The sequence below is a fragment of the Micromonospora cynarisoli genome (genome assembly GCF_030518815.1).
Classification (GTDB): domain Bacteria; phylum Actinomycetota; class Actinomycetes; order Mycobacteriales; family Micromonosporaceae; genus Micromonospora; species Micromonospora wenchangensis.
Genome location: NZ_CP130426.1, coordinates 5142427 through 5167447, shown reverse-complemented (window position 1 = coordinate 5167447; position 25021 = coordinate 5142427). Strand labels below are relative to the sequence as shown.

25 protein-coding genes are annotated in these 25021 nt (G+C 74.4%); 12 read left to right on the top strand and 13 right to left on the bottom strand.

Annotated elements, in window-relative coordinates:
• Nucleotides 1–126 precede the first annotated feature (126 nt).
• A complete protein-coding gene (locus tag Q2K16_RS22485) occupies nucleotides 127–2190 on the top strand; it encodes a SpoIIE family protein phosphatase (RefSeq protein WP_302739937.1) in 2064 nt (687 codons plus the stop codon).
• A gap of 22 nt (nucleotides 2191–2212) precedes the next feature.
• Here Q2K16_RS22485 and Q2K16_RS22480 read toward each other — a convergent pair whose 3' ends face one another.
• Nucleotides 2213–3649 (bottom strand): FAD-binding oxidoreductase, encoded by a 1437-nt coding sequence (locus Q2K16_RS22480; protein WP_302739936.1) that lies wholly within the window; start codon nucleotides 3647–3649, stop codon nucleotides 2213–2215.
• Between the two features lie 74 nt (nucleotides 3650–3723).
• On the opposite strand from Q2K16_RS22480, the gene Q2K16_RS22475 reads away from it, so the two are divergent.
• Nucleotides 3724–5820 (top strand): S9 family peptidase, encoded by a 2097-nt coding sequence (locus Q2K16_RS22475; RefSeq protein ID WP_302739935.1) that lies wholly within the window; start codon nucleotides 3724–3726, stop codon nucleotides 5818–5820.
• Nucleotides 5821–5972: 152 nt separating this feature from the next.
• Here Q2K16_RS22475 and Q2K16_RS22470 read toward each other — a convergent pair whose 3' ends face one another.
• Nucleotides 5973–6542, bottom strand: a complete 570-nt coding sequence (locus tag Q2K16_RS22470) for a TIGR03086 family metal-binding protein (protein ID WP_302739934.1) — start codon at nucleotides 6540–6542, stop codon at nucleotides 5973–5975.
• Between the two features lie 31 nt (nucleotides 6543–6573).
• Between Q2K16_RS22470 and Q2K16_RS22465 the strand changes: the two genes are divergently transcribed.
• Complete coding sequence (locus Q2K16_RS22465; RefSeq protein ID WP_302739933.1) at nucleotides 6574–7377, top strand: helix-turn-helix domain-containing protein; 804 nt, start codon at nucleotides 6574–6576, stop codon at nucleotides 7375–7377.
• A gap of 114 nt (nucleotides 7378–7491) precedes the next feature.
• Here Q2K16_RS22465 and Q2K16_RS22460 read toward each other — a convergent pair whose 3' ends face one another.
• The 6 genes from Q2K16_RS22460 to Q2K16_RS22435 are packed head-to-tail and all read right to left on the bottom strand — an operon-like array spanning nucleotide 7492 to nucleotide 13083.
• Nucleotides 7492–9030: a SpoIIE family protein phosphatase gene (locus Q2K16_RS22460; protein WP_302739931.1), complete on the bottom strand. Its 1539-nt coding sequence runs from the start codon at nucleotides 9028–9030 to the stop codon at nucleotides 7492–7494.
• Between the two features lies 1 nt (nucleotide 9031).
• Nucleotides 9032–10357 (bottom strand): ATP-binding protein, encoded by a 1326-nt coding sequence (locus tag Q2K16_RS22455; RefSeq protein WP_302746579.1) that lies wholly within the window; start codon nucleotides 10355–10357, stop codon nucleotides 9032–9034.
• Between the two features lie 23 nt (nucleotides 10358–10380).
• Complete coding sequence (locus Q2K16_RS22450; protein WP_302739930.1) at nucleotides 10381–11397, bottom strand: SpoIIE family protein phosphatase; 1017 nt, start codon at nucleotides 11395–11397, stop codon at nucleotides 10381–10383.
• Nucleotides 11394–11810, bottom strand: a complete 417-nt coding sequence (locus Q2K16_RS22445) for an anti-sigma regulatory factor (protein ID WP_302739928.1) — start codon at nucleotides 11808–11810, stop codon at nucleotides 11394–11396. The genes Q2K16_RS22450 and Q2K16_RS22445 overlap by 4 nt, the downstream gene beginning before the upstream one ends.
• The gene (locus Q2K16_RS22440) at nucleotides 11807–12223 is read right to left on the bottom strand and encodes an STAS domain-containing protein (RefSeq protein ID WP_302739927.1); all 417 of its coding nucleotides are present in this window, start codon (nucleotides 12221–12223) and stop codon (nucleotides 11807–11809) included. The genes Q2K16_RS22445 and Q2K16_RS22440 overlap by 4 nt, the downstream gene beginning before the upstream one ends.
• The gene (locus Q2K16_RS22435) at nucleotides 12223–13083 is read right to left on the bottom strand and encodes an STAS domain-containing protein (RefSeq protein ID WP_302739926.1); all 861 of its coding nucleotides are present in this window, start codon (nucleotides 13081–13083) and stop codon (nucleotides 12223–12225) included. Before Q2K16_RS22435 ends, Q2K16_RS22440 begins: the two co-directional genes overlap by 1 nt.
• Before the next feature lie 158 nt (nucleotides 13084–13241).
• Here Q2K16_RS22435 and Q2K16_RS22430 point away from each other — a divergent pair, with 158 nt between their 5' ends.
• Nucleotides 13242–13598: an STAS domain-containing protein gene (locus Q2K16_RS22430; RefSeq protein WP_088642031.1), complete on the top strand. Its 357-nt coding sequence runs from the start codon at nucleotides 13242–13244 to the stop codon at nucleotides 13596–13598.
• A 9-nt stretch (nucleotides 13599–13607) separates the two neighbouring features.
• Here the strand turns inward: Q2K16_RS22430 and Q2K16_RS22425 are convergent, their stop codons facing one another.
• Nucleotides 13608–14762 carry an MFS transporter gene (locus Q2K16_RS22425; RefSeq protein WP_302746578.1) on the bottom strand — a complete coding sequence of 385 codons (1155 nt, stop codon included), beginning with the start codon at nucleotides 14760–14762 and terminating at the stop codon, nucleotides 13608–13610.
• A gap of 160 nt (nucleotides 14763–14922) precedes the next feature.
• Here Q2K16_RS22425 and Q2K16_RS22420 point away from each other — a divergent pair, with 160 nt between their 5' ends.
• From Q2K16_RS22420 to Q2K16_RS22405, 4 genes are all read left to right on the top strand, one after another.
• Nucleotides 14923–15606 (top strand): FadR/GntR family transcriptional regulator, encoded by a 684-nt coding sequence (locus Q2K16_RS22420; RefSeq protein ID WP_302739924.1) that lies wholly within the window; start codon nucleotides 14923–14925, stop codon nucleotides 15604–15606.
• Between the two features lie 39 nt (nucleotides 15607–15645).
• On the top strand, nucleotides 15646–16116 hold the full coding sequence (mscL, locus tag Q2K16_RS22415; RefSeq protein ID WP_302739922.1) for a large conductance mechanosensitive channel protein MscL: 471 nt from the start codon (nucleotides 15646–15648) through the stop codon (nucleotides 16114–16116).
• Nucleotides 16117–16196: 80 nt separating this feature from the next.
• Nucleotides 16197–16445, top strand: coding sequence for a hypothetical protein (locus Q2K16_RS22410; RefSeq protein WP_302739921.1), 249 nt, complete (start codon nucleotides 16197–16199; stop codon nucleotides 16443–16445).
• Nucleotides 16446–16489: 44 nt separating this feature from the next.
• Nucleotides 16490–16849, top strand: a complete 360-nt coding sequence (locus Q2K16_RS22405; protein WP_302739920.1) for a hypothetical protein — start codon at nucleotides 16490–16492, stop codon at nucleotides 16847–16849.
• A gap of 142 nt (nucleotides 16850–16991) precedes the next feature.
• On the opposite strand, the gene Q2K16_RS22400 is transcribed toward Q2K16_RS22405, so the two are convergent.
• A complete protein-coding gene (locus Q2K16_RS22400; protein WP_302739918.1) occupies nucleotides 16992–18353 on the bottom strand; it encodes a benzoate/H(+) symporter BenE family transporter in 1362 nt (453 codons plus the stop codon).
• A 70-nt stretch (nucleotides 18354–18423) separates the two neighbouring features.
• Between Q2K16_RS22400 and Q2K16_RS22395 the strand changes: the two genes are divergently transcribed.
• Complete coding sequence (locus Q2K16_RS22395; RefSeq protein ID WP_302739916.1) at nucleotides 18424–18984, top strand: helix-turn-helix domain-containing protein; 561 nt, start codon at nucleotides 18424–18426, stop codon at nucleotides 18982–18984.
• Here Q2K16_RS22395 and Q2K16_RS22390 read toward each other — a convergent pair.
• The gene (locus Q2K16_RS22390) at nucleotides 18969–20003 is read right to left on the bottom strand and encodes a helix-turn-helix domain-containing protein (RefSeq protein ID WP_302739915.1); all 1035 of its coding nucleotides are present in this window, start codon (nucleotides 20001–20003) and stop codon (nucleotides 18969–18971) included. The two genes, Q2K16_RS22395 and Q2K16_RS22390, sit on opposite strands and share 16 nt — an antisense overlap.
• A 63-nt stretch (nucleotides 20004–20066) precedes the next feature.
• On the opposite strand from Q2K16_RS22390, the gene Q2K16_RS22385 reads away from it, so the two are divergent.
• From Q2K16_RS22385 to Q2K16_RS22375, 3 genes are all read left to right on the top strand, one after another.
• Nucleotides 20067–20786 (top strand): PP2C family protein-serine/threonine phosphatase, encoded by a 720-nt coding sequence (locus Q2K16_RS22385; protein ID WP_088642022.1) that lies wholly within the window; start codon nucleotides 20067–20069, stop codon nucleotides 20784–20786.
• A 51-nt stretch (nucleotides 20787–20837) separates the two neighbouring features.
• A complete protein-coding gene (locus tag Q2K16_RS22380; RefSeq protein ID WP_302739913.1) occupies nucleotides 20838–22046 on the top strand; it encodes a GNAT family N-acetyltransferase in 1209 nt (402 codons plus the stop codon).
• Between the two features lie 67 nt (nucleotides 22047–22113).
• Nucleotides 22114–22863 carry a ZIP family metal transporter gene (locus Q2K16_RS22375; protein ID WP_302739911.1) on the top strand — a complete coding sequence of 250 codons (750 nt, stop codon included), beginning with the start codon at nucleotides 22114–22116 and terminating at the stop codon, nucleotides 22861–22863.
• Nucleotides 22864–22889: 26 nt separating this feature from the next.
• Here Q2K16_RS22375 and Q2K16_RS22370 read toward each other — a convergent pair whose 3' ends face one another.
• Together Q2K16_RS22370 and Q2K16_RS22365 are read right to left on the bottom strand one after the other, a co-directional pair.
• Nucleotides 22890–23972, bottom strand: a complete 1083-nt coding sequence (locus tag Q2K16_RS22370) for an NAD-dependent epimerase/dehydratase family protein (protein ID WP_302739910.1) — start codon at nucleotides 23970–23972, stop codon at nucleotides 22890–22892.
• 57 nt (nucleotides 23973–24029) lie between these two features.
• A complete protein-coding gene (locus Q2K16_RS22365) occupies nucleotides 24030–24710 on the bottom strand; it encodes a hypothetical protein (protein ID WP_302739909.1) in 681 nt (226 codons plus the stop codon).
• Between the last annotated feature and the right edge of the window lie 311 nt (nucleotides 24711–25021).

The following is a 25021-nucleotide window of genomic DNA, read 5'->3' as shown; positions in this document are numbered from 1 at the left end:
ACCGCCACCTGACGGGTCCCGCCGACCCGCTGGCGGAGGGTGACCGCCACCGACGGATCGGTGCGGCGGGTGTGACGGTACGTGGTACGGCTTGGCACCCGGCCGGTGGCGGTAGAGGATACGGGGGTGTCAGCGGAGCCGGGGGCCGGGACAGACGCGGGACGGGACGAGCACGTCCGGCGCGTCCGGCTGCCCGCCGACAACCGCACCCCGGCCGCCGCCCGCGCCGTGGTCCGCTCCGTGCTCGCCGAAGCCGACCTCGACGAACTGCTCAACGAGGCGCTGCTGCTGACCACCGAACTCTCCACCAACGCCGTCGAACACGCCCGCACCGAACTGGACATCGAGGTCGTCGCCGACCAGATCGGCCTCACCGTCACCGTCTCCGACTTCGCCGCCGGGCCGGTCGACGAGCTGGTCGTCGGCATCCGCAACGACACCGACCAGATCGGCGAGGTCTCCGCGCGGGGGCGGGGACTGCTCCTGGTCGACCACTTCGCCAGCCGCTGGGGCACCACCTACCTGCCCACGGGCAAGGGGGTGTGGTTCCGGCTCGACCGGCACGGCGACCACGGCGACGCGCCGCGCTCCCCGTACCCGCCACCCGGGCAGGCCGACAGCGAACCGGCGACCACCGCGCCGAGCGCCGCCGCGATGAGCGAACTCACCCAGACCAGCCCCGACCCGTACGCCGACGAACCGCTCACCGAGTTCGCCACCGACCTGCTCACCCGGGTCGCCGAGATGGTGGGCGCGGCCGGCGGGGTGATCAGGCTGGACCGGGGCGAGGGGGAGGGCCCGCAGGTACTGGCCCGGTACGGCCGGCAGCCCCGCCCCGGCAACGAACTGTTGCAGGTGCCGCTGGCCGTGCACCGGCCGTACGTCGGGGAACTGGAGCTGGACGCGGCACCGTCGGCGTACGCCAGGCCGTTGGCCGTCCTCGCCGCCGAACGGCTCGCCCTGCACCTGGAGAACGACAGGCTGCGCCGGGCCGACGTCCGCCGCTCGGCCTGGCTGACCTTCCTCGCCGAGGCCAGCGAGCTGCTCGCCCAGTCGCTCGACGTCGACCTGACCATGGCGCTGATCCCGCAGCTGGTGGTGCCCCGGCTCGGCCAGTGGTGCGCGGTGCACACCACCGACGAGTGGGGTCGGCTCAGGCTGGCCGCGTCCAGCCACGCCGACGAGTCCGTCCTGCCCCAACTGCACAAGGTGCTGGAGGAGTCCGGGCCGGACTCGGTCCAGGCCCGGCTGCGGGAGGCGTCGCGGACCGGGTCGCAGGTGCCGCTCGGCGGGCCGATGGAGGGCTTCGCCGTGCCGCTGGTCGCCCGCAGCCAGCGCCTCGGCACCCTGGCCGTGGGGCGGCACCAACGGCACCGGCACGACCCGGACGAGGTCGCGGTGTTGGAGGACGTCGCTCGGCGGGCCGGCCTCGCCATCGAGAACGCCCGCATCCACGCCGAACGGCGTCGGGTGGCGCAGACCCTCCAGCAGTCGTTGCTGCCACCCGTGCTCCCGGTCGTCGAGCGCATCGGTTTCGCCGCCGAGTACGTCCCGACCGGCGACGAGGCCGAGGTCGGCGGCGACTTCTACGACGTGGTGCCGCTGCCGGACGGGCGCTGGCTGGTGGTGGTCGGCGACGTGTCCGGCAAGGGCGTACAGGCGGCGGCGGTGACCGGACTGGTCCGGGACGTGATCCGGGTGCTGGTCGGGGACGGCAAGCCGCTGCCCGAGGCGTTGGCCCGGCTCAACGACACGCTTGTCGAGCGGGGTGGCGGGCGGTACTGCACGCTGGCCCTGGCGGCGGTCGGGCCGGGTGACGGCGACCGGCTCGACGTCTCGCTGCACCTGGCCGGGCACGACCGGCCGGTGCTGCTGCACGGGGCCGGTGGGGCCAACTTCGTCGGCATCGGGGGCACGGCGCTCGGTCTGCTCGACTCGATCACCTCCCCGGCGGCGGAGATCGTGCTCGCGCCGGGCGACGCGCTGATCTTCTATACCGACGGGGTGACCGAGCGGCGGCGCGGCCGGGAACTCTTCGGCACCGAGCGGCTCCGGGAGGCCGCCGCCCCGCTGGCCGGCTACTCCGCCGACGTGGTCGCGGCCCGGTTGCGGTCCACCGCGATCAACTTCTCGGTCGAGTCGCCCCGCGACGACATCGCCATCCTGGTGCTGCGCAACGACGCCCTCTGAGCGCCGGGCGCGCCGCTGGCGGTCAGAGGCCACCGGGGAGGCGGCCGGGGGCGAGCCGGCGGTGCGGGTCGAGGTGTTCCTTCGCCTCGCGCAGCCGGGGGATCACCGCCGCCTCACCCCACACGTCGACCTCACGACGCACCGCCGGGGGCGCGGCGACCACCACGCACCGGCCCCGGCGGGTGAGGAGCACCCCACGGACGGCGGCGAGGATGCCGGCCACCCGGTCGACCGGGAGCGACCCGGGCAGCGCGGCGTGCACCACGCCCAGCCCGGCGGAACCGCGCACCGACAGCGGGGTGCCGGCGGCGTCGCGCAGCGCGTAGACGGCGGCGTGCAGATCGGCGGCCGGGGCCTCGACCCGGAGTGCGGTGTCGCCCGGTGCGAACGGGTAACGCCGCCACCAGGCCGGGGCGTCCGGGGCGAGGCTGGCCGTGGCACCGAGCAGGGCCAGCAGGCGGTCGGCCCGCTCGGCCACCTCGGACCGGCCGCCCTCCAGCAGGACGGCCAGCTCACCGGCGCTGCCCCGGGGAGGCGGCGGGGTGGCCCGGCGGCCGGCCATCGCGGGATGGTTGGCGCGGGCCGACGCCTCGGCGGCCGACATCGGGCGACCGCCCGGCCCCGACGGCGCCCCCGACGTCGGGGCGGCGGCCGGACGTGGCGGCGACCCGGCGGCCGGCAGGTCCAGCTCGACGGCCGCCGGATCGAGGCCGGCCGCGAGCACCGCCCGGACCAGGTCGTGCACCTCCAACGGGCTCCACACCGGCCGGGTCACCCAGACCCGGCCCGGCGGCAGGGCGTAGGCGCGCAGCGTCGCCGAGACGAGCACGCCCAGCCCGCCCTGCGAGCCGCAGAGCAGCCGGCCCAGGTCGAGGCCGACCGGTGGGGCCGCGCCGGACAGCTCGGCCGCGCTGCGCCCGGCGCTGACCAGCTCACCGTCGGCGTCCAGCCAGCGCAGGCCGACGAGCTGCTCGCCGGCGGTGCCGTGCCGGTGCCGCAGCGGGCCGGACTCGTCGGCGGCGAGCACCCCGCCGAGGGTGGCCCCGGGTGACGGCGGGTCGAGGGCCAGCCGGCGGCCGGAGCGTTCCAGGGTGGCCTGCACGGCCCGCAGCGGGGTGCCGGCACCGACCTCGACGACCGGGGAGGCCGCCGGCCGGTGGCCGACCCCGGCGAGCCGGCCGGTGTCGAGCATGATGTCGACCCGGGCCGGCGCCGCACCCCAGTCGATCTTCGTGCCGGCGCCCCGGGGGACCACCGACAGATCGTGCCGGGCGGCGAGCCGCAGCACCTCGGCCGCTGCCCGGGGCCCGCCGGGGACGGCCACCCACCGGGCGATCCGGCCGGCGACCTCGTCGGCCGCGCCCGCGAACCGGGCGAAGGAGGGACCGCAGATCCCGGCCAGCCGCCGGGTGATCTCCGTTGCACCGATCGAACCCGCTGGCGTCGACATGGCAGTCATCGTACACATGTTCTAAAGCGGCGCGTGGTGGTTCGACCGCGCGGCGGAGCGCGACGGGCCGGTAACGTGACGCCGTGACCACCGAGACCACCCCGCCCGTCGCCCGACAGGTCCACGCGGAGCGCACCCACCACGGCGACACCGTCGTCGACGAGTACGCCTGGCTGGCCGCCAAGGACGACCCGGCGACCATCGCCCACCTCACCGCCGAGAACACCTACACGGAGCAGCGCACCGCGCACCTGGAAGCGTTGCGCGGCACGCTGTTCGCCGAGACCCGGCAGCGCACCCAGGAGACCGACCTGTCGGTGCCCACCCGCAAGGGCGGCCACTGGTACTACACCCGCACCGTCGAGGGCCAGCAGTACGGCGTGCACTGCCGCCGCCCCGTCCGCGACGGCGAGACCGACCCGCCGGTCAGCGCGGACGGCGCCCCGCTCGACGGCGAGGAGGTGCTGCTCGACGGCAACCAGCTCGCCGAAGGGCACGACTTCTTCTCCCTCGGCGCGTTCGACGTCAGCCCCGACGGGCGCTGGCTGGCCTACTCGACCGACCATTCCGGCGACGAGCGCTTCACCCTGCGGATCAAGGACCTGAGTACCGGCGAGCTGCTCGGCGACGAGGTACCCGACACCTTCTACGGCACCGCCTGGTCGGCCGACGCCAGCGTGCTGTTCTACATCACCGTCGACGAGGCGTGGCGGCCCAACCGGGTGTGGCGGCACACCGTCGGCACCCCGTCGGGTGAGGACGTGGTGGTGCACGTCGAGGAGGACGAGCGGTTCTGGGTGGGCGTCGAGCTGACCCGCTCCGAGCGGTTCGTGCTGATCGACAGCACCAGCAAGGTCACCAGCGAGGTACGGGTGATCCCGGCCGACAACCCGACAGGTGAGCCGGCGGTGATCGCCCCCCGCCGGCAGGGCGTCGAATACAGCGTCGAGCACCACGGGCACCGCTTCCTGATCCTGCACAACGACGGCGCGGAGGACTTCGCGCTGGCGTACACCTCGGCGGACGCGCCAGGCGACTGGGTGCCGCTGATCCCACACAGCCCCGGCACCCGGCTGGAGTCGGTCGACGCGTTCGCCGACCACCTGGTCGTCTCGCTGCGCAGCAACGGCCTGACCGGGCTGCGGGTGCTCCCCGTCGGCGGCGGCGACGCCCACGACATCGAGTTCCCCGAGCCGATCCACAGTGTCGGCCTGGACGCCAACCCGGAATACCGCACCCGGCAGCTCCGCTTCCGCTACACCTCGCTGGTCACCCCCGACTCGGTCTACGACTACGACCTGGTCACCCGGAAGCTGACGCTGCGCCGCCGCAAGCCGGTGCTCCCCGGGCCGGACGGCCGCGCGTACGACCCGGACGACTACGAGCAGCACCGCGAGTGGGCGCTCGCCGACGACGGCACCCGGGTGCCGATCTCGCTGGTCTGTCGCCGGGACACCCCGCGCGACGGCTCCGCCCCCGCCGTGATCTACGGGTACGGCTCGTACGAGGCCAGCATGGACCCGTGGTTCTCGATCGCCCGGCTCAGCCTGCTCGACCGGGGTGTGGTGTTCGCCGTGGCGCACATCCGGGGCGGCGGTGAACTGGGCCGCCGCTGGTACGACGAGGGCAAGCTGCTGGCCAAGAAAAACACCTTCACCGACTTCGTCGCCTGCGCCCGGCACCTGGTGAAGTCCGGGTGGACGGCGGCCGACCGGCTGGTCGCCCGGGGCGCCTCGGCCGGTGGCCTGCTGATGGGCGCGGTGGCCAACCTCGCCCCCGACGCGTTCACCGGGATCGTCGCGCAGGTGCCCTTCGTTGACGCGCTCACCTCGATCCTCGACCCGTCGCTGCCGTTGACGGTCACCGAGTGGGAGGAGTGGGGCAACCCGCTCGCTGACCCGGAGGTGTACGCCTACATGAAGTCGTACACCCCGTACGAGAACGTCGCGCCCGTCGACTATCCCGCGATCCTGGCGGTGACCAGCCTCAACGACACCCGGGTGCTCTACCACGAGCCGGCCAAGTGGATCGCCCGGCTGCGGGCGGTGGCCCCGCAGGGCGACTACCTGCTCAAGACCGAGATGGGTGCCGGCCACGGCGGCCCCAGTGGCCGGTACGACGCCTGGCGCGAGGAGGCGTTCATCAACGCCTGGATCCTCGACCGGCTGAGCCGGGCCTGACCACCGTCGTCGCGCACCGGCTGGCCACGGTCAGCCGGTGCGGATCTCCTCGCCGCCCCGTGCCGGCGAGGAGCAGGGGCAGGGCGGCGCTCTCCCCCTCGGCGACGTCGCGGCTGACGCCACCCAGGGCCGGAGCCGGACCGGCGGTGGGGTCAGCACGCCCAGGCCGGGTCCCGGCCGGTACGACCGAGCAACCGGTCCAGCTCCGTCCCGTCCGCGTCGACCGGCACCTCCGGCCCGAACGCCCCCATCTGCCGGCCCGTCGGCCCCATCTCGTCCATGAACCGGTGCAGCGCCCCGACGATCTCCGGCGTCGGCTCGTACGGCTGGCCGGTGGCCCGCGCCAGGTCCCATCCGTGCACCACCAGGTCCACCACCCCCATCAGGCCGATCGTCGACCGGGGCAGCCCCATCGCCGGCGCGACGCCCGCCTCGCTGGCCGGGTCCTCCCAGGCGGCGACGAGCCGGTCGGCCTCGACGGCGAACCGGTCCCGCCAGCCCGGCCCGGCCACGTGGTCGGTCCTGACCGACCAGTCCGTCTCCTGCCCGGCGGCGAGGCGCTGGAAGTTCACCGCCACGTCGTACACGTGGTTGATCAGGCCCCCGACGGTGTAGTCCGCGCACGGGGTGGGCAGGTCGAGCTGGTCGTCGCCGGTCGCCCGGACCAACGCCACGGTCCGCGGGACGGCGACGCCCAGCAGCTCACTAGTCTTCGTTGCCATACGGCCAGCGTATGAAGGTGGTCTTGAACGAATGCGACAGCCACGCGGGGATCACCGGGGCATCCTCGATCCGGCCCGGCTCCGCCGGGAGCTGCGGTTCCGGCGGCACCTGCCGGACCCCGCGCTGCGCCCCTGGGTGGAGCACTACTGGCTGGTCGACTGGGCGCTGACCACGCCGTTCACGCAGCGGGTGGTGCCGCACCCGGCGGTCAACGTGGTGTTCCGCCGCGACACCGCCGGTCCGGAGACCGCCGAGGTGGCCGGGGTCGGCCGGACCCTGTTCACCGTCACCCTGGCCGGCACCGGGACGGTCAGCGGCATCCAGTTCCGCCCCGGCGGCTTCCGCCCCTTCTGGCGTCGCCCGGTCGCCGGCCTCACCGACCGGCACGTCCCGCTCGGCACCGACCCGGCCGCCGCCGGGTCCGCCCCGGCGTCACCCCGCTGCGACGGTACGGACGACGAGCGTCGTCGCGCGCTGGACGCGTTCCTGCTCGGCTTCGCGCCGCAGCCCGACCCGGCAACGACCGAGGCGATCGCTCTGGCCGAGGCGATCCGCACCGACCGCAGCGTGCTGCGGGTCGACGACCTCGCCCGCCGGTACGGCCTGTCCGTGCGACGGTTGCAGCGGCTCTTCCTGGACCACGTCGGTGTCGGGCCCAAGTGGGTGATCCGCCGGTACCGCCTCCTGGAGGCGATCGAACAGGCCGCCGCCGGGGTGCCCGACTGGGCCACCCTGGCCGCCGACCTCGGCTACAGCGACCAGGCCCATCTGGCCCGCGACTTCGCCGCCGTCACCGGCCGCACCCCCACCGGCTACGCCCGCTCCCTGCGCTGACTCCCGCCCACCCCTGGCACCCGGACGGCGGCCCGAGGAGTGCGGAGGGTCGGCGGTGCCAGTCGAAGGCAGTTGGCAGAGATCCGGGGGTGACCTTGGTGCACGAGGACACCCTCAGCGGCGGCGGACCGCCACCACCGCGACGTCGTCGTGGATCTCCGGCGGGGCCAGCTCGACCAGCAGCCGCTGGCAGAAGCCGTCCAGGTCGTCGTCGACCACCGTCGCGCAGGCCGCCAGCGCGGCCAGGCCGTCGTCGATGGTGGTGTCCCGCCGCTCGATCAGCCCGTCGGTGTAGAGCACCAGGGTCGCCCCGGCCGGCAGGGTGAACTCCAGGTCCTCGGGGCGCTCCGCGCGTACCCCGAGCAGCGGGGCCGACTGCTGGACGAACTCCACCCGGCCGTCGGCCGTCACCAACGCCGGCAGGTGCCCGGCGCTGGCCAGCCTGATCCGGCCCGTCGACGGGTGCAGCAGCAGGATGCACAGGGTCGCCAGCTCGTTGCGCAGCAGCGTGCGCATCAGCACGTTGAGCCGGTCCACGATCACCCCCGGCTGGTGCCCCTCCACCGCGTACGCCCGCATCGCGTGCCGCAGCTCGGCCATCACCGTCGCCGCGTGCAGCGAGTGGCCCGCGACGTCGCCGATCGCCACCAGCAGGTGCCCGTCGAGCATCACCAGCTCGTAGAAGTCCCCGCCCACCTCGGTCTGCGCGCTGGCCGGCTCGTACCGCACCGCCAGGTCGAGGCCGGCCACCTCGGGCAGCCGCCGGGGCAGCAGGCTCCGCTGGAGGGTGACCGCGATCCGGTGCTCCTCGTCGTAGGAGCGCTGCGCCTCCACCGCCGAGGCGACCGCTTGGGCGAGCTGCACCAGCACCGGCGTCCGCGCGGTCTGGGTGGCGGTGGGTACCACCACGTACACCGGGGCACGGTCCTCCCGCAGCTTGGCGGCGGCCACGGTCACCGTGTCGTCGGCCGGCCACCGCACCAGCCCCCATCCGTCGGGGACGTCCACCCGGACGGTCGCGCCGGTCGGCACCCCGGTGTCGTCGACCACCCACGGCACGATCTCCGCCACCGCACCCGGACCGGCGGCGACCCCGGCCAGGCAGTCCCCGTCGAAGGTCTCCGCGACCACCGCCGCCGGACTGCGGAAGATCTGCGCCGCACCCGCCGCCGCCTCCTGCAACAGGCGGGCGAAGGTCGACGCGGCGTGCACCGCCACGGTGGTGTCGGCCAGCCCGGTGAGCCGCTCGGCGAGCAGTTCCGCCCGCTGACGCGCCTGGTAGTAGCGCAGCACCGCGTGCGCGGTGGCGACCAGTTCCTCCGGCTCGATCGGCTCGGCCAGGTACGCGTCCGCGCCCCGGGTCAACCCCTGGGCGCGGTCCACCACGTCGACCGCGTGCGCGGACACGTGGATCACCGGGATCGCCGGATGGTCCGCCTTGATCCGCTCGCAGACCTCGAAACCGCTCAGATCCGGCAGCCGGACGTCGAGGACCACCAGGTCGATCGGGTCCACCCCGACCCGGGCCAGCGCCTCGGTGCCGTTCTCCGCCTCCCGCACGGTGAAACCCGCCCGGGTCAGCCAGCTCACCAGCAGGTAGCGCTTGGTGGGACTGTCGTCGACCACCAGGATCGTCGCCGGGGCGCTGGCCACCTCACACTCCCGCCACGGGCAGGTCCACCGTGAAGCTGCTGCCCCGGCCCGGCTCGCTGGCCAGCTCCAGGGCGCCACCGAGCAGCGTCACCAACCGCCGCGCGTACGGCAGGCCGAGGCCGGTGCCGCTGCGCCGGCTGGTCCCGGGCATCTGGTAGAACTCCTCGAAGACCCGTTCGTGCAGCTCGGCGGGGATGCCCGGCCCGGTGTCCGAGACGCAGACGCGGACCCGGTCGCCGATACGTTCGGCGCGCATCCGCACCTCGCCCCGGTCGGTGAACTTCACCGCGTTGTGCAGCAGGTTGCGCAGCACCTGGGCCAGCAGCACCTCGTCCGAACGGAGTTCGGTGCCCGGGGGCGGCTCCTCCACCACCAACTCCACCTCGGAACGCAGGGTGAGTGCACGCATGGTCCCGCGCAGCTGCCCGAAGACCGCCCGCAGGTCGACCTGCGCCCACTCCGGCTCGATCCGGCCCGCCTCCGCCTTGGCCAGGTCGAGCAGGTCGTTGACCAGGGAGAGCAGGTCGGCGGCCGAGGACCGGATCAGCTCGACCTGCTGGGCCTGCTCGACGGTGAGCGGGTCCGACGCCGAGTCGGTCAGCAACCGCCCCAGCCCGATGATCGCGGTCACCGGGGCCCGCAGCTCGTGGCTGACGTTGGCCAGGAACCGGCTCTTCGACTCGCTCGCCGCACGCAGCTGGGCCGACTTCTCGTCCAGCTCGGCGTAGAGCGCCACCACACCCCGGTTGGTCTCCTCCAGCTCCTCGGAGAGCTGGGTGTAGAGCGCCATCACGCCCCGGTTGGTCTCCTCCAGCTCGGCGTTCAGCACGGCCAGCTCGTCGCGCTGGTGGCGTACCTCGTCGAGGGCGGCGATGAGCTGCCCGTTCTGGGTGGCCAACTCGTCCAGGGCGCTGGCCGGCGCGCTGGCACCCAGTTCGGCGCGCAGCTCCGCCAGGCGCTGCGGAGTCAGCGCCGCAGCGCCTGGCGGGACACGTCGGGACATCCTCACGACGGTATCTCCCTGAACGTCCGCCAGCCCCAGGGTCTCCACCAACCGTGCCACCGCGCCGGACTGCGGCTCGTACCGGTTGCCGGGCAACGGGCGCAGCGGGGCGAGGTCGACGCTGAGCAGCCGCCGGCCGTCCGGCTCCGGCAGGTAGGAGAACGTGACGTCCGCGCCGTCCACCGCACGCAGCAGGTCCCGGGCCACCTCGCTGAGGGCGGTGGCGAACCGGACCTGGTCCTGGTGCTCCAGCCCGATCGCGGCGGCGACCTCCCGGCCCCGCTGGCGTACGCCGAAGATGTCCTGTTCCACCCGGAGCGCCATCCGTAGCAGGGGTTCGCGGGCGGTCACGACGGCGTTCTCGCGACCAACACGCAGGCGTCGTCCCGGCGCACCCCGGCGTCACGCAGCAGGGTCGCCGCGACGACGACCGGCGCCCGCCCGACCAGCCCCGGATAGTCCTCGGCGCGCCACCTGTCCACCACGCCGTCGCTCTGCATCACCAGCGTCGCGCCGGGCGGGAACGGGTAGTCGTACTCGCGTACCGTCGGGCGCTGGTGACCGGCGATGCCGGGCAGCGAGACCAGCCCCCGCCGGGTGCCGTCGGGGGCCAGCACCGTCCCGGTGATGTTGCCCAGGCCGGCGTAGCGCAGCAGACCCGCCGCCGGGTCCAGCTCCGCCACCGCCAACGCGGCCCCCCGGGTGTGCGACATCGCCCGGTGCAGGTGCGTCACCACGACGGCGGGCGGACCGTCCGGCGCGGCCCGGAAGGCGGCCACGGCCGCCTCGGCGGCGACGTTGGCCAGCGGCCCGTGCCCCAGGCCGTCGCAGACGAGCACCTGGTGCCGACCGTCCCCGGTACGCACCGCGTGGCTGTCGCCGCTGACCTGCTCGCCGGTGATCGGCCGGGTCAGCCCCGCCGCCCAGGCCGGGGTGACCCGGACCTCCCTCGCCCACACCTGCACCGCGAACACGGTGCCACGGCCCGGCCGGGACCAGGCGTCGTACCAGCTGGCCTGCCGGGTGATGGCACCCAGTCCGATGCCCAGGGTGCCGGTGGTGGAGTGGCCGTCGCGGGAGGAGACGGTCAGGTCGGCCATGCCGGGGCCGGAGTCGACCGCGACCAGTTCCACGCCGGCGGCGTCGGCGGTGCGCACCGGCCGCAGCAGCAGGACGCCCTCCTGGGCGTGCTTGACCAGGTTGCTGGTCAGCTCGGCGGCGACGATGGCCAGTTCGGCGAGCCGGTTGTCGCCGAGGCCGAGCTGCCCGCCGAGGCGTTCCGCCGCGCGGCGCACCGTGCTGGCGGCGCCGCCGCTCTCCACCCGGTACCAGTGGCCCGCGTCCGGGACCACCTCGTGGTTCATCGGGACCACTTGGTCACGGTGATCCGGGTGCCCGAGCCGGGGGCGGTCTGGATGTCGAAGTCGTCGACCAGCCGGCGGGAGCCGCTCAGACCGAGACCGAGACCGCCGCCGGTGGTGTAACCGTCGGTGAGGGCGAGGTCCAGGTCGGCGATGCCCGGCCCGGAGTCGGCGAAGACGATCCGCACCCCGCGCCGCCGGCCGTCCTCGACGACGCTCACCTCGGCGGTGCCGCCACCACCGTAGATGAGGGTGTTGCGGGCCAGCTCACTCGCGGCGGTGACCAGTTTCGTCTGGTCGACGAGGGAGAGCTTCGCCGCCACCGCCACGGTACGCACCAGCTGGCGGACCCGGACGACGTCCTCGTCGCTGCCGATCGCCTGGGTCTTCGGGCCCAGGTCGACTCCAGCGGTCATGGCGATGTCGCCGCCGTTCCGGACTCGACGTCCTCGGGGTCGTCGTACCCGGGGTCGTCGTCACGGGTCGCCGCGATCAGCTCCATGCCCCGTTCCACGTTCAGCGCGGTACGGATGCCGTTGAGCGACAGGCCCAGCTCGACGAGGGTGATGGCGACCGCGGGACGCATCCCGACGACCACCGTCTCGGCGTCGAGCACCCTGGAGATCGAGGCGATGGTGGAGAGCATCCGGCCGACGAACGAGTCGACGATGTCCAGCGCGGTGATGTCGATGATGACGCCGTGGCAGCCGGTCGCCACGATCCGCTCGGCCAGGTCCTCCTGGAGGGTGACCGCCGTCTGGTCGGACATGTCGATCTGGATGGAGACCAGCAGGATGTCGCCGATCTTCAGGATCGGCACCCGTTCCATCACACCTCCCGGCGTGGGTGCCGGCGGGACGTCTCGACGCCGGTGAGCCGCAGCACGTGCCGCAGGGCGTCGGCCAGGCTCGCCTTGGTGGCGATGTCGCCGAACTCGATGCCGAGGGCGACGATGGTCTGTGCGATCTGCGGGCGGATACCGGAGATGATGCAGTCGGCGCCCATCAGCCGGGCGGCCACCACCGTCTTGAGGATGTGCTGGGCGACCTGGGTGTCGACCGCCGGCACGCCGGTGATGTCGATGATCGCGTACGGCGAGCCGGTGTCGACCAGGGTCTGGAGCAGCCGTTCCATCACCACCTGGGCGCGCGCCGAGTCGAGGGTGCCGACCAGCGGCACGGCGACCACGCCGTCCCAGATCTTCACCACCGGGGTGGAGAGTTCGAGCAACTGCTCGGCCTGGTCGGCGATCAGCCCCTCGCGGGTCTGCACGTAGGTCTCGAAGGTGAGCAGTCCCATCCGGTCGACCAGCCCGGTGAAGTCCAGGACGTCCCGCAGCGACAGCTCGACGCCGTCGGTCTCGGCCAGCTCGACCAGGACGTCCTTGAGGGCGTAGATGCTGATCGCGGTCTCGGTGGCGGTGAAGCTCTGCCGGGCCCGGCTACGGGACAGGTCGGCGAGCACCGCCCGCAGCTCGCCCGCCGCGGGCGTCTGGAGGTCGGCCAGGCCCGCGCCACCCGCGTTGATCATGCTAGCGTGCAGTTCCTGCACCTGTAGGCGCAGCTCGGCCTGGCTCAGCCGACCGCGCAGCGAGGCGGCGACGAGTTCGGTCCACCGTTGCACGACCCGCTCACCGTGCCCACTCAGCAGCCCGACGAGCCGGTCGCCCCCGTCTGCGGTCAACGCCATGGTTACCTCCTGTGAGCTGGGCCGGCCGGACTCTATCACCGGTGGCAGACCCGGTAGTTGCCGCGCGGCAAAGGAATGATCGCTCCCACCGGAACCGCTCCCGTTCTGCGTGTCCCCCCGTTCGTGGGATACCGTTCCACCGATAACAGGAGGTCTGAATGTCCCTGACGGTGCACACGGAACAGCGCGGCGACGTGGTCGTCGTGTCGGTCGCGGGCGAACTCGACATGGCGACCGCACCGCAGCTGCAGGACCAGATCACCGACCTGCTCGACAAGGGTCGCAGCCGGCTGGTGTTCGACCTGGCCGAGGTGTCGTTCTGCGACTCGACCGGGTTGTCGGTCTTCGTCCGGGCCAAGAACAGCTGCGACGAGGCCGGCGGCGTGGTCCGGCTGGCCGCCCCGCAGCGCGGCGTGCTGCGCATCCTTGAGGTCAGTGGCCTCGTCGAGGTGCTGCACACCTATCCGACGGTCGAGCAGGCCGTCGCGGGTGACCCCACCCCCGCGTCGTCCTGACCTGTCTGCTCAGCGCTCGTCCTCGATGAACCGGGGACGGGCGATCACCATGCCCGCGGCCGTCTGCACCGCCAGCGCGGCGAGCAGGAAGCCCATCGGCGCGGCCCATCCGCCAGTCGCCTCGTAGAGCACCCCGACGAGCAGCGGGCCGAGCGCGGCGATCACGTATCCGGTGCTCTGTGCGAAGGCGGACAGCGCCACCGTGCCGTCGGCCGTCCGGGCCCGCAGGCCGATGGTGGTCAGGATCAGCGGGAACGCGCCCTGACCGAAGGCGAGCAGCAGCACCCAGAGCAGCGCCCCGCCCCGTGGCGCGAACGCCAGCCCCAGGTAGGCCGCCGCGGAGAACGCGGTCAGCCCGAACACCAACGGGCGCAGCGTGCGGAGCCGCCCGGCCAGCGTCGGCATCAGCAGGGCCACCGGCACCCCGAGCGCGGTGACCCCGGCGAGCAGCAGTCCGGCGTTCTCCGGCCGGAAGCCGGCGTCCCGGAAGAGCTGGGCCAGCCAGCCCATCACGGCGTACCCGCTAAGCGACTGCGCGCCGAAGTAGACCGCCATCGCCCAGCCGAGCCGGGTGCGGGCCGGCCGGACCCGGGTGCGGGCGGCCGGGACCGCCGTCGGGGTCGCGGCGCGTCGGGCGGCGCGGGCCCGCAGCGCCAGCGGCACCCACGGGAGTACGGCCACCGCCGCCAACAGCGCCCACACCCCGAGCCCGGCCCGCCAGGAGCCGAAGGCGTGCGCCACCGGCACGGCGGAGGCGGCGGCCACCGTCGTCCCCGTGGTCAGCGCCATCGTGTACGCCCCGGTGACCAGCCCGGTACGGTGCGGGAAGTGCTGCTTGACCAGCATCGGCAGCAGGATGTTCGCCACCGCGATGCCGGCCAGGGCGAGCGCGCTGGTGAGCACGAAGACCGTCGCCGAGCCGGTGACCACCCGGAGCACCTGACCGACGGTGAGCGCGAGCATCGCCACCACCAGCACCCGGGCGGCCGGCCAGCGCCGGATCAGCCACGGGGTGAGCGCGCCGAGGCCGGCGAAGGCGATGGTGGGCAGGGTGGTGACGAACCCGGCCATCGCGCCGGAGAGACCGAGTCCGGTGCGTACCTCGTCGAGCAGCGCACCGAGGCTGGTCACCGCGGCCCGCAGGTTGAGCGCGACCAGCAGCATCCCGGCCAGCACCAGCGCGCCACCGGTGACCGGCGACGGGGCGCGGTGGGCCGGCCGGTGGACGCTCGGTTCGGGTGACGCCTCGACGGCGGGAGCGGTTGGCGGGGTCATGACCTCGAACCTACAATCATGGGATGAATTTTGGCAGCTGGTGTAACGGGTGACACCGTCAGTCGATTCCCCGCCCGTGCCCCCGCGCGGTCAGCGGGTGCAGCAGACCATCGAGCAGCTCCGGGGGCGGATCCTCGGCGGCGAGTGGCCGGTGGGCGGGCGCATCCCCACCGAGCCGCAGCTGGTGACGGCGCTCGGGGTGGGGCGCAACACCGTCCGGGAGGCCGTCCGGGCGCTCGTGCACGCCGGGGTGCTGGAGTGCCGGCAGGGCTCCGGGACGTACGTGGTCTCGACCGACGAGCTGGCCCCGGTGGTGGCCCGCCGGCTCACCGACGACCGGATGGCCGAGGTGGTCGAGGTCCGCCGGGCGTTCGAGGTCGAGGCGGCCCGGTTGGCCGCGCTGCGGCGTACCCCGGAGGACCTGGTGGCGCTCGACGGCGCGCTCGCCGCCCGGGAGGCCGCCTGGCGGTCGGGTGGGGTCGCCGCGTTCGTAGAGGCGGACGTCGCGCTGCACACGGCGGTGGTCGCCGCCGCGCACAACGCCATGCTGGCCGAGCTGTACGCCTCGGTCGGCGCGGCGCTGCGCAGCACCGTCGCGCACGCCACCGGTGACACCCTGCAACCGCAGCGGTACGTCGACCACAGCCGGCTGGTGACGGCGATCCGGGACGGCGATCCCGGGCGGGCGGCGATCGAGGCCGGCGCTTTCCTGGAGTCCCCGTCCGGGGCATAGGTTGTCCCCGACGGAGAATCGGACGGCACAGGAGTACGGATGCTCAAGGGCTTCAAAGACTTCATCATGCGCGGCAACGTCGTCGACCTGGCGGTCGGTGTCGTCATCGGCGCCGCGTTCACGGGCGTGGTCACCCAGCTGACCAAGTCGTTCCTCGAACCACTGGTCCGGGTCGTCATCGTGCTGATCACCGGCAGCAAGAACGGCATCAGCGGCTCGACCCCCACATTCCGGGACATCCCGTTCGACTGGATCGCCTTCGTCAACGCGGCGATCACCTTCGCGCTGACGGCGGCGGCGCTGTACTTCCTCGTCGTCTACCCGATGAACCGGCTCGCTGAGCGGCGCAAGCGGGGCGAGGAGCCGCCGCCCGCCGCGCCGAGCGAGGAGGTCAAGCTGCTCACCGAGATCCGGGACGCGCTGCTCGCCGGCGGGCACGCCACCCCGGGGCAGCGTGGCGCGCTGGACGACGTGCTCGGCCGGCGTCCGGAGCCGCCCGCCCCGCGCTGACCCGACCGGCGCACACCGGCCCCTGCGGAGTTCCCGCAGGGGCCGCATCCTGTCGTACACATGTTCGATAGAGTCCCGCCATGGAACAGCGTAGGCACTGGTGGAACGGCAAATGGGGACGACTGGCGCGGCGGGACGTCTTCCTCCGCGTCGACGCCGACCGGTGGCATGTCGAGCAGCGGGCCGGCGGCGCGGAGGGCGTCTCCCAGTTCTACGAGCACGGCAGCGCCGACGAGGCCGAGGAGACCGTCCGGGCCCTGCTGGAGGGGACGGACGCCTGGCGCGAGCTGTCCCCGCGCCCACCCAGCGCCTGGGGCCCGGCGGTTTAGCGGTGGGTGGGGCAGGGAACCGCCCGGGGATGGAGCAGCAGGGCATGGCAGAGCAGGCGGTCATCTCCCGGATCACCACCGGCATGCGGGTGGTCGACACGGCCGGGGTCGAGATCGGCACCGTCGACCTCGTCCAGCGGGGCGATCCCAACGCGGTGACCGTGCAGGCGGCGACCGCCGACCCGGGCGGCAGCCTGGACGAGCTGATCGAGTCGGTGGCCGTCGAGGAACCGGACGTCCCGGCCGACCTCGCCGCCCGCCTGCTGCGCACCGGCTACCTCAAGGTCTCCACCGAACTGGCCCGCACCGGCGCGGTGTACGTGCTGGCCGACCAGATCGCCACGGTCACCGACGACCGGGTACGCCTGCACGTCCCCGTGGGTGACCTGCCCCCGGAGGAGTGACCCACCCACACCTCCCACCCGCCGGCAGCGCGGAACAGCCGGCGGCACCGGACCGCCGCCCGGTCGCGCCGCGTCCCGCCATCCCGGTGGCGGGAGCAGCCGTGGGGCGGGCGTGGGGCGGTCGGACCGGTCGACCAGTCCGTCAGCCGGCAGGGACGGGCCTGCGGCGACGGAAGAGCAGCAGCATCAGCCAGCCGGCGAGCAGTCCCCAGAACGCCCCGCCCACGCCGAGCAGGCTCACCCCCGACGCGGTGACCACGAAGGTGACCACGGCGGCCTCCCGGCTCCGGGGGTCGGGAACGACCGACGGCGCGGTGGCGGCGGACGCCGGTGCCGGCAGGACGGCGGTCGCGGGAACCGGCGGGGCGGGGACCGGCGGGGCCGGGGCCGCGGGGTCCGGGACGACACCCCTGGAGACAGGAGCAGGGGCCGGGAGGGCGGCGGTCGCGCCTGCGGTCGGTGCGGAGGGTGTGGCGGGGGCGGATGTGGTCAGGGCTGCGGAGAGGGCGCCGGCCAACACGCCGAGCAGCGCGAGCCCGGCGACCGCTTCGATGAGCACCGGCGGGGAGAGCAGCACCAGCGTGGTCGCCGCCCCCGCGCCGAGCCCGAGCAGCGCCAGGCCGATGCCGGCGGTCACCGAGGCGATCCAGCGCCGCTCCGGGTCGGGGTGGGCGTCGGGGCCGGCGGCGAGGGCGGCGGTGATCGCGGCGAGGTTGACCGCGTGGCCGCCGGTGGTGGCACCGAGCGCAGTGGCCAGCCCGGTGGCGCGCAGCGCCGGGGCCAGTGGCGGCCGGTAGCCGAAGCCGCGCAGCACCGCCGCGCCGGGCACGTTCTGCGCGGCCATGGTGACCAGGAACAGGGGCAGCGCCAGGCCGACCACGGCGGGCAGGGTGAACGCCGGCACGGTGGGCGACACCACCGGCCGCAGGTCGCCGGGGGTGATCCCCACGCCGGTCGTGGTCAGGGCGATCGTCACCACCGCCACCACCAGCGCGGCCGGGACCGCCCACCGGGGGGCGAACCGGTGCAGCACCAGCCAGGTCACGATCACCGGGGCGGCCAGGGCCGGCACCTCGACCAGCGCGCGTACCGGGGCGGTGCACAGCGGCAGCAGCACCCCGGCCAGCATCGCGGCCGCCACCGGGGCGGGGATCGCGGCCACCGCCCGGCCCAGGGCGGGGAAGAGGCCGGCGGTGACGATGAGCAGCCCGCACAGCGCGAACGCGCCCACGGCGGCGGGCCACCCGCCGGGGACCGGCCCGGTGGCGACAAGCAACGCCGCGCCCGGCGTGGACCAGGCGATCGAGATCGGCATCCGGTGCCGCAGGCCGAGCCAGGTCGCGCAGATCCCGGCGGCGACGCTCACCGTGAGCAGCCCCGAGGCGGCCTGCGCCTCGCTGGCGCCGACCGCCCGCAGCCCGGCGAGCACGACGGTGAACGAGCTGGCGAAGCCGACCACGGCGGTCACCACGCCGGCCAGCACCGGTTGCGCCCGATCCCCCACCACACTCCCCCTCACGCCCGGCCGCCCATCGTTCCGTTTACGGAACGGCGACGTGTAGCACCATAGCCGGATGACCCCGCCACGCCCAGGCCGCCGGCCCGCGCTCGACGCCGACGCCGGGGCGGTCGGCCACCGGCTGCGCGCGCTACGGATCGAACGCGGGGTCTCCCTCTCCACGCTGGCCCGCACCGCAGGGGTCGGGAAGGCCACCCTCTCGGCGCTGGAGAACGGCACCCGCAACCCCACCCTGGAGACCCTCTACGCGATCACCGCCCAGCTCGGCGTACCGCTGGCGGCCGTGCTCGCCGGGCCCGCCGCCACCCCGACCGTGCGGGGCGCCACGGTCGTCGCCACCCTGCTGGAGTCGTTCACCGACACCGACGCCAGTTACGAGCTGTACCGGCTGCGGGTCCGCCCCGGCGGGGAACAGGTCTCCCCCGCCCACCAGCCCGGGGTCACCGAACACGTCACGGTCTTCGCCGGGGTGCTCCGCGCCGGCCCGGTCGACGCCCCGCTGACCGCCGCCGCCGGTGGCCACCTGCGCTGGACCTCCGACGTGCCGCACGGCTACGCCGCCCTCGGCGACGAGGAGGTCGCCGCCAGCCTGCTGCTGCGCTACCCCCGCCCCTGACCCGCGCCGGACACCCGGTGCTGCACCGCCCAGAGCGCCGCCTCGGTACGCGACGCCGAGCCGGTCTTACGCAGCAGGTTCGACACGTGCACGGTCACCGTCCGCACCGAGATGCCCAGGGCCCGCGCGGCCTGCTTGTTGGACATCCCGGCGACCAGGCAGCCCAGCACCTCGACCTCCCGGCCGGTCAGCTCGGCCTCGGGCGGGGCGGCGGCCCGGGGCGCCGGCGTCCGCAGGTGCTCCGGCAACGGTTCCCGGACCAGCGCGTCCGGTCCCCGGCCCGCGTGCACCGCCAGCAGTTCGGTGAGCGCGTACGGGTTGCCGCCGGTGCGCTGCCAGACGGTGGCGCAGACCCGCGCCGGGGGCGGGCTGTCGGCGTACACCTGGGTGAGGATCTCGGCCACCTCGGCGACGCCGAGCGGACCGAGGTGCTGGCGCACCGCGCCGCGTACCCCGCAGAGGCGGGCCAGGACGCGGCGGGTGAGGTCCGGTGCGACCGCGTCGGCCGGCGGCCGGCTCGCCACCACCAGCAGCGCCGGCAACTGCGGCGCGGTCGCCAGCTCGACGACCAGGTTGAGGCTGGCCGGGTCGAGATCGTGCAGGTCCTCCACCACCAGCACGGCCGGGCCGGCACCCACCAGCGACCGGACGGTGCGCACGGCGAGCCGGAGCAGCGTGCCGGGGGCGTACCGCTCGCGCGGCGCGGCCGGATGCTGGGCCAGCCAGGCGAGCGCGTCGGACGGCAGGTCGAGCGCGCCGACGTCACGGACGCTGAGCACCGCCGCCAGCCAGTCGTAGGGGGCCGGATCGTGCACCCGCGCCGCCCCGGCGAGGATCGCCGCCGGACGGGGGGAGAGACCCTCGACGGCCGCCGCGACCAGCCGGCTCTTGCCCACCCCGGCGGCTCCGGTGATGACCGTGACGGCGGGTGCCGACCGGCCCGTCCCGGCCACGGTGGACCACGCCCGGTCGAGCTCGGCGAGCTCTCCGACGCGACCCACCATGGACACCGGGATCATTTCTCCCACCCTACGTACTAGTGCGTAGAGACGGAGGGAGGGTGTATCCGGCAAGCTTGTCCCATGACGCTGATCCTCCGCTCGGCTATCCTCAACGACGTCGGCCTGGTCCGCACCAACAACGAGGACTCAGCCCTCGCCGGTGAACGCCTGGTCGCGGTGGCGGACGGCATGGGTGGGCTCCCCGCCGGCGAGGTGGCCAGCGAGATCGTCATCCGCATCCTGGACGAGCTGGTCCCGCCCACCGGCACCGACGAGGCCGCCGAGGCGTTGCGGGCCGTGGTCTCCACCGCCAACCGGCGCATCCGGGCGGCGATCTCCGCCGATCCGGCCCGCGAGGGCATGGGGACGACGCTGACCGCCGCCCTGCTCGCCGGGGACACCCTGGTCCTCGCGCAGGTCGGCGACTCCCGGTGCTACCTGCTGCGCGACGGGGAACTGACCCAGCTCACCCGGGACGACACCTTCGTCCAGGCGCTGGTCGACCAGGGGGCGCTCTCCCCCGACCAGGCCCGCCACCACCCGCAGCGGTCCCTGGTCACCCGGGCGGTGCAGGGGGCGGACGCGCCCCCGGCGATCGGAGTGCTGACCGTGTTCGCCGGGGACCGGGTGCTGCTGTGCAGCGACGGGCTCTCCGACTACGTGGCCGACGAGGCGATCCACGGGGCGCTCGTCACCTACCAGGACCGCCGGCACTGCGGTGAGCAGCTGGTGAAGCTGGCCCACCAGGCCGGCGCGCCGGACAACGTCACAGTGGTGGTCTCCGACGTGACCGAGGGCTGAACCCGGGTCAACCGGGTTGCGGCCGGCCGTCGGCCGGGTTGGGATGGACGGATGCTCATCCGTCGCCTGGCCGCCGAGGAACGACTGACCACCAGCTTCCCGCTCCAGGCGTACGCCTTCGAGGCGACCCCGCTGAGCCGGGAGCGGGTCGACGCGTTCCACCGCTACCTGCCGTACAACAAGGGCAACCGGACGCTTGTCGTCGAGGAGGGCGGCGAGGCGCGGGCCACCGCCAGCGCGGTGCCGATGCGGCAGAACCTGCGCGGCGCGGTGCTCCCGATGGCCGGGGTCGCCGGGGTCGCCACCCACCCGCTGGCCCGCCGGCAGGGGTACGTCCGCGCCCTGCTCTGCCAGCTCCTCGACGAGATGCGCGACGGCGGGCACCCGGTGACCGCGCTGTACCCGTTCCGGGCCGGCTTCTACGAGCGGTTCGGCTACGTGGGGCTGCCCCGGTCGCGTACCGTCCGGTTCTCCCCGGCCGACCTGGCCCCGCTGCTGCGTGCAGCCCTGCCCGGCACGGTGGGCTGGGAACGGATCGGCGTCGGTTATCCGCGCTACCGCTCGTTCACCGAGCGGTGCCTGCGGGAACGGCACGGTTTCGCGATCTTCCCCGACTTCCGGGACGTGGGGCTGCGGGACCGGGACGACAGGTGGCTGATCACCGCGACCATCGACGGCAGCGTGGTCGGTGCGCTCACCTACCGGATCGACGACCACGGTGGCGAACTGGTCGGCGACGACCTGCTCGCCACCGACCCGTACGCCCGCGCCCTGCTGTTGCAGTTCCTCGCCCGGCACGTCGACCAGGTGGAGCGGATCAGCCTCCGGGTCCCCGCCGACGACCTGCCCGAGCTGTGGCTGACCGACCTGGCCGTGCACGTCGAGGCCCGGGTGTCCCGGCCCGGCTCGCCGGCGCCGATGGCCCGCCTGCTCAGCGTGGACGCCCTCGCCGGGCTGCCCGCCGGGCGGGGTCGGGTGCGGGTGGACCTGGTCGACGACCGGTGGCTCGCCGGCACCCACCTGCTCGACGGCGTCGACGGCCGGTTGGCGTTGGCCCCCGGCGGCCGGTCGGCGGTGACCGCCGGCGGCCCGGTGCCGACGGCGACGCTCACCGCCGCCGGGTTGTCCGCGCTGGCGTACGGGGTGCTCGACCCGGCCGAGGTGCACATCCGGGGGCTGGGTGAGGTCGGCCCGGAGGCGGCGGACGAGTTGCGTCGGCTCTTTCCCCGCGCACTGCCCTACCTGTTCGCCGACTTCTGACCGGCCGGCCCCCGGCGGGGCTGCCGGGTCTGGTTGACGCGGTGCGGGGGCGGGTACGGTCCCCGGAATGCCGCAGTGGTTGCAAGCCGGGGCGTGGGGCCTGTTGGCCGGTTCCGCTCTCCTGGTCGGGGCGGCCGTCGGGTTCTTCCTGCCGGTGCCCCGCAAGGTCGTCGCGTCGATCATGGCGTTCGGTGCGGGGGTCCTGCTCTCCGCCGTCTCGTTCGAGTTGATCGCCGAGGCGCACGAGCAGGGTGGACTGCTGCCGACCGCGATCGGGGCGGCGGGCGGGGCGTTGGCGTACACGGGGGCCAACCTGCTCCTCGCCCGACGGGGTGCCCGGCACCGGAAACGCTCCGGCGAGGAACAACCCTCCGAGCGGGAGCAGCCCGGTTCGGGCTCGGCGATCGCGGTGGGCGCGCTGCTCGACGGCGTACCCGAGTCGGTGGTGATCGGCGCGAGCCTGCTGGCCGGCGGCCCGGTCAGCCTCGTCACCGTGGTCGCGGTCTTCCTCAGCAACGTGCCGGAGGGCCTGTCGAGCGCCGCCGGCATGCGCCGGGCCGGCCGTTCCCGCCGGTACGTCTTCGGACTCTGGACGGCGATCGCCCTGGTCAGCGGGGTCGCCGCGCTGCTCGGCAACACCCTGCTGGGTGGTGCGCCGCCGGAGTTGCTGGCGACCATCACCGCGCTGGCCGCCGGGGCGATCCTCGCGATGATCACCGACACCATGGTCCCGGAGGCGTTCGAGGACGCCCACCTGCTGGTCGGCCTGATCACCGTCCTGGGCTTCCTGACCGCCTTCGCCCTCTCCCACGCCTGACGACCGGCCGCCGGTGGCGGAGAAGGTCAGTAGGGGTCGCCCTGGCCGGGGACGCGGCCCCGGAGCAGGCCGGCGGGCCGGCCGGGCAGGTCGGCGACGCCGGACAGGGGCGGGCCGGCGGTGTGCGCGCCGTCGGCCATCCCGGCGAAGAGTTCCCTCAGCGCGGTGACCGCGTCGACCCGTGGCCGCCAGCCGAGTTCGGTCTCGGCGCGGGCGCTGGACATCAGCGGCGCGGCGAGCCCCAGCTCGACCCAGCCCGCGTCCACCGGTTGCAGCCGGCACCGCCAGGTCAGCGCGGCGGCGGCGCGCAGCACCGGGGCGGCAACCGGCACCGTCCAGCCCTTGAAGTGCCGGGCCACCAGCTCCGGGGTCAGCACCGGGTCCGCGGCGACGTTGAACGCGCCGCGCGCCTCACCGAGGACCGCCCGGGCGTACGCGTCGGCGACGTCGTCGGCGTGCACCGCCTGCATCCGCAGCCGCCGGTTGGCCGGTACGAGCGGAATCCGCCCGTGCCGCAGCAGTCGTACCGGGGCCAGTGGCCCGAGGAAGTACCTGGTGATCTCGGTGCCGGCGTCCCGCTGGAAGATCAGTCCGGGGCGCAGCCGGACCACCCGCAGCCGCGGATGGGCGGCCTCGACGGTGTCCAGCATGGCTTCCACCTCGGCCTTGTCCCGGCTGTACGAGGAGCCGGGCACCCCGGTCGCCGGCCACCGTTCGCTGACCGGGTGGTCCTTCGGGCCGGGCGCGTAGGTGCCGACCGACGAGGCGTACACCAGGGCGGGCACCCCGGCCCGCACGGTGGCCCCGGTCACCGCGCGGCTGCCGCCGACGTTGGTCCGGTACAGGGTGCGCCGGTCGTGGCTGGGCTGGATCTGCCAGGCCAGGTGCACCACGGCGTCGGCCCCCGCGAAGACCGTGGTGAGCTGGTCGACCGCGTCCGGCGCGCCGATGTCGCAGGAGTGCCACCGCACCCCGGCGTAGGGCGCGCCGGCGTCGGGGTCGGGCAGCCGGCGGGCGACGCCGACCAGGTCGAGTCCCGGTTCCCGACCCAGCCGGCGCAGCACCGCCGTGCCCACGTTGCCGGTGGCCCCCACGATCACGATCCGCATGCCGGGTGCGGTACCCGCTGGGCCGTCCGCCAACCCCGCGCGGGGGCGGATCGTGGGTCAGCCGCCGGCCGGGGTACGGGCCGGGCCGTTGTCGACCAGCCGGAACGTGCTGCGCAGCGGCGCGTCGCCCAACTCTTCGAGGATCAGGCCCCGGCTGGGCGAGAACTGGAGGAACGCCGAGTCGTTGCTGATCGCGTACGCGCCCCCGCCCTTGCCGACGATGCTGAACAGCTGCGTCGGCTTGCGCGGGTCGCAGGCCGTCCCCTCGACGGTGAGCGGTTTGCCGTCGCCGGGGTTGAGCACCTGCCAGCAGGCCGGGTCGTCGTTGGCGGGGTGACCGTCGCGCCGGCCGTACGCCTTGATCAGGTACTTGCCGTCGCCGGCCGGTGTCGGTACGAACAGTTGGCGTCCGCTGTCGTCGTCGACCTCGACGAGCGCGCCGCCGTCCAGGGCCACCCCGGATTCGGTCGCCTGCACCCGGACGATGGTGACCTCCCGCCTGCCGGACAGCACCCCGCCGGCACCGGCCGTGGCCGACGGCTTCCCGGCGGTCCGGGACGGGCTCGCCGGGGGCGTGGTCGGGTCGGGTGCCGTCGTGGCGGTGGGCGTCACCGGGCCCGACGGCGTGGCCGTGGCCGACCCGGCGTCGGTGGGCGTCCCGTCACCGTCCCCGCACGCCATCAGCGCTCCGGAGCACGCCAGCACCGCGACCCCGGTGCCCCACCTCAACTTCGACATCCCCTGCTCCTCCACCGCCGACCCCGCACGCGTGTACGGAGTGTCCGCTGCGCTCCACCCGGACGGTGGACGCGCCACAGCATCGAACTGGACGCCGGTGACCCCCCGGCGGTTTCCCCGTACCCCGGGGAAACCGGAGTCAATCCGCGCCGCCGGGCGTCGGGGCCGGCGGCGGTCGGGCCGTGTCGGGAGCGGCCCGGTCGGCCGCGTCCACAGTGACCCGCATCACGTCAATGTCGTGATTTCCATCGACCGTGGCCCCTGCCGAATGGCTGACCAGTGCGAATAGCGCGACCGTCCACTGTCGTCGA

Bases quoted from the DNA above. Each gene is read 5' to 3' on its own strand.
- Q2K16_RS22480 (WP_302739936.1), bottom strand. From the start codon at position 3,649: ATGACTGCCATGTCGACGCCAGCGGGTTCGATCGGTGCAACGGAGATC.
- Q2K16_RS22470 (WP_302739934.1), bottom strand. From the start codon at position 6,542: ATGGCAACGAAGACTAGTGAGCTGCTGGGCGTCGCCGTCCCGCGGACC.
- Q2K16_RS22465 (WP_302739933.1), top strand. From the start codon at position 6,574: ATGCGACAGCCACGCGGGGATCACCGGGGCATCCTCGATCCGGCCCGG.
- Q2K16_RS22455 (WP_302746579.1), bottom strand. From the start codon at position 10,357: ATGGCGCTCCGGGTGGAACAGGACATCTTCGGCGTACGCCAGCGGGGC.
- Q2K16_RS22450 (WP_302739930.1), bottom strand. From the start codon at position 11,397: ATGAACCACGAGGTGGTCCCGGACGCGGGCCACTGGTACCGGGTGGAG.
- Q2K16_RS22445 (WP_302739928.1), bottom strand. From the start codon at position 11,810: ATGACCGCTGGAGTCGACCTGGGCCCGAAGACCCAGGCGATCGGCAGC.
- Q2K16_RS22440 (WP_302739927.1), bottom strand. From the start codon at position 12,223: ATGGAACGGGTGCCGATCCTGAAGATCGGCGACATCCTGCTGGTCTCC.
- Q2K16_RS22435 (WP_302739926.1), bottom strand. From the start codon at position 13,083: ATGGCGTTGACCGCAGACGGGGGCGACCGGCTCGTCGGGCTGCTGAGT.
- Q2K16_RS22430 (WP_088642031.1), top strand. From the start codon at position 13,242: ATGTCCCTGACGGTGCACACGGAACAGCGCGGCGACGTGGTCGTCGTG.
- Q2K16_RS22425 (WP_302746578.1), bottom strand. From the start codon at position 14,762: ATGCTGCTGGTCGCGCTCAACCTGCGGGCCGCGGTGACCAGCCTCGGT.
- mscL (WP_302739922.1), top strand. From the start codon at position 15,646: ATGCTCAAGGGCTTCAAAGACTTCATCATGCGCGGCAACGTCGTCGAC.
- Q2K16_RS22410 (WP_302739921.1), top strand. From the start codon at position 16,197: ATGGAACAGCGTAGGCACTGGTGGAACGGCAAATGGGGACGACTGGCG.
- Q2K16_RS22405 (WP_302739920.1), top strand. From the start codon at position 16,490: ATGGCAGAGCAGGCGGTCATCTCCCGGATCACCACCGGCATGCGGGTG.
- Q2K16_RS22395 (WP_302739916.1), top strand. From the start codon at position 18,424: ATGACCCCGCCACGCCCAGGCCGCCGGCCCGCGCTCGACGCCGACGCC.
- Q2K16_RS22390 (WP_302739915.1), bottom strand. From the start codon at position 20,003: ATGATCCCGGTGTCCATGGTGGGTCGCGTCGGAGAGCTCGCCGAGCTC.
- Q2K16_RS22385 (WP_088642022.1), top strand. From the start codon at position 20,067: ATGACGCTGATCCTCCGCTCGGCTATCCTCAACGACGTCGGCCTGGTC.
- Q2K16_RS22380 (WP_302739913.1), top strand. From the start codon at position 20,838: ATGCTCATCCGTCGCCTGGCCGCCGAGGAACGACTGACCACCAGCTTC.
- Q2K16_RS22375 (WP_302739911.1), top strand. From the start codon at position 22,114: ATGCCGCAGTGGTTGCAAGCCGGGGCGTGGGGCCTGTTGGCCGGTTCC.
- Q2K16_RS22370 (WP_302739910.1), bottom strand. From the start codon at position 23,972: ATGCGGATCGTGATCGTGGGGGCCACCGGCAACGTGGGCACGGCGGTG.
- Q2K16_RS22365 (WP_302739909.1), bottom strand. From the start codon at position 24,710: ATGTCGAAGTTGAGGTGGGGCACCGGGGTCGCGGTGCTGGCGTGCTCC.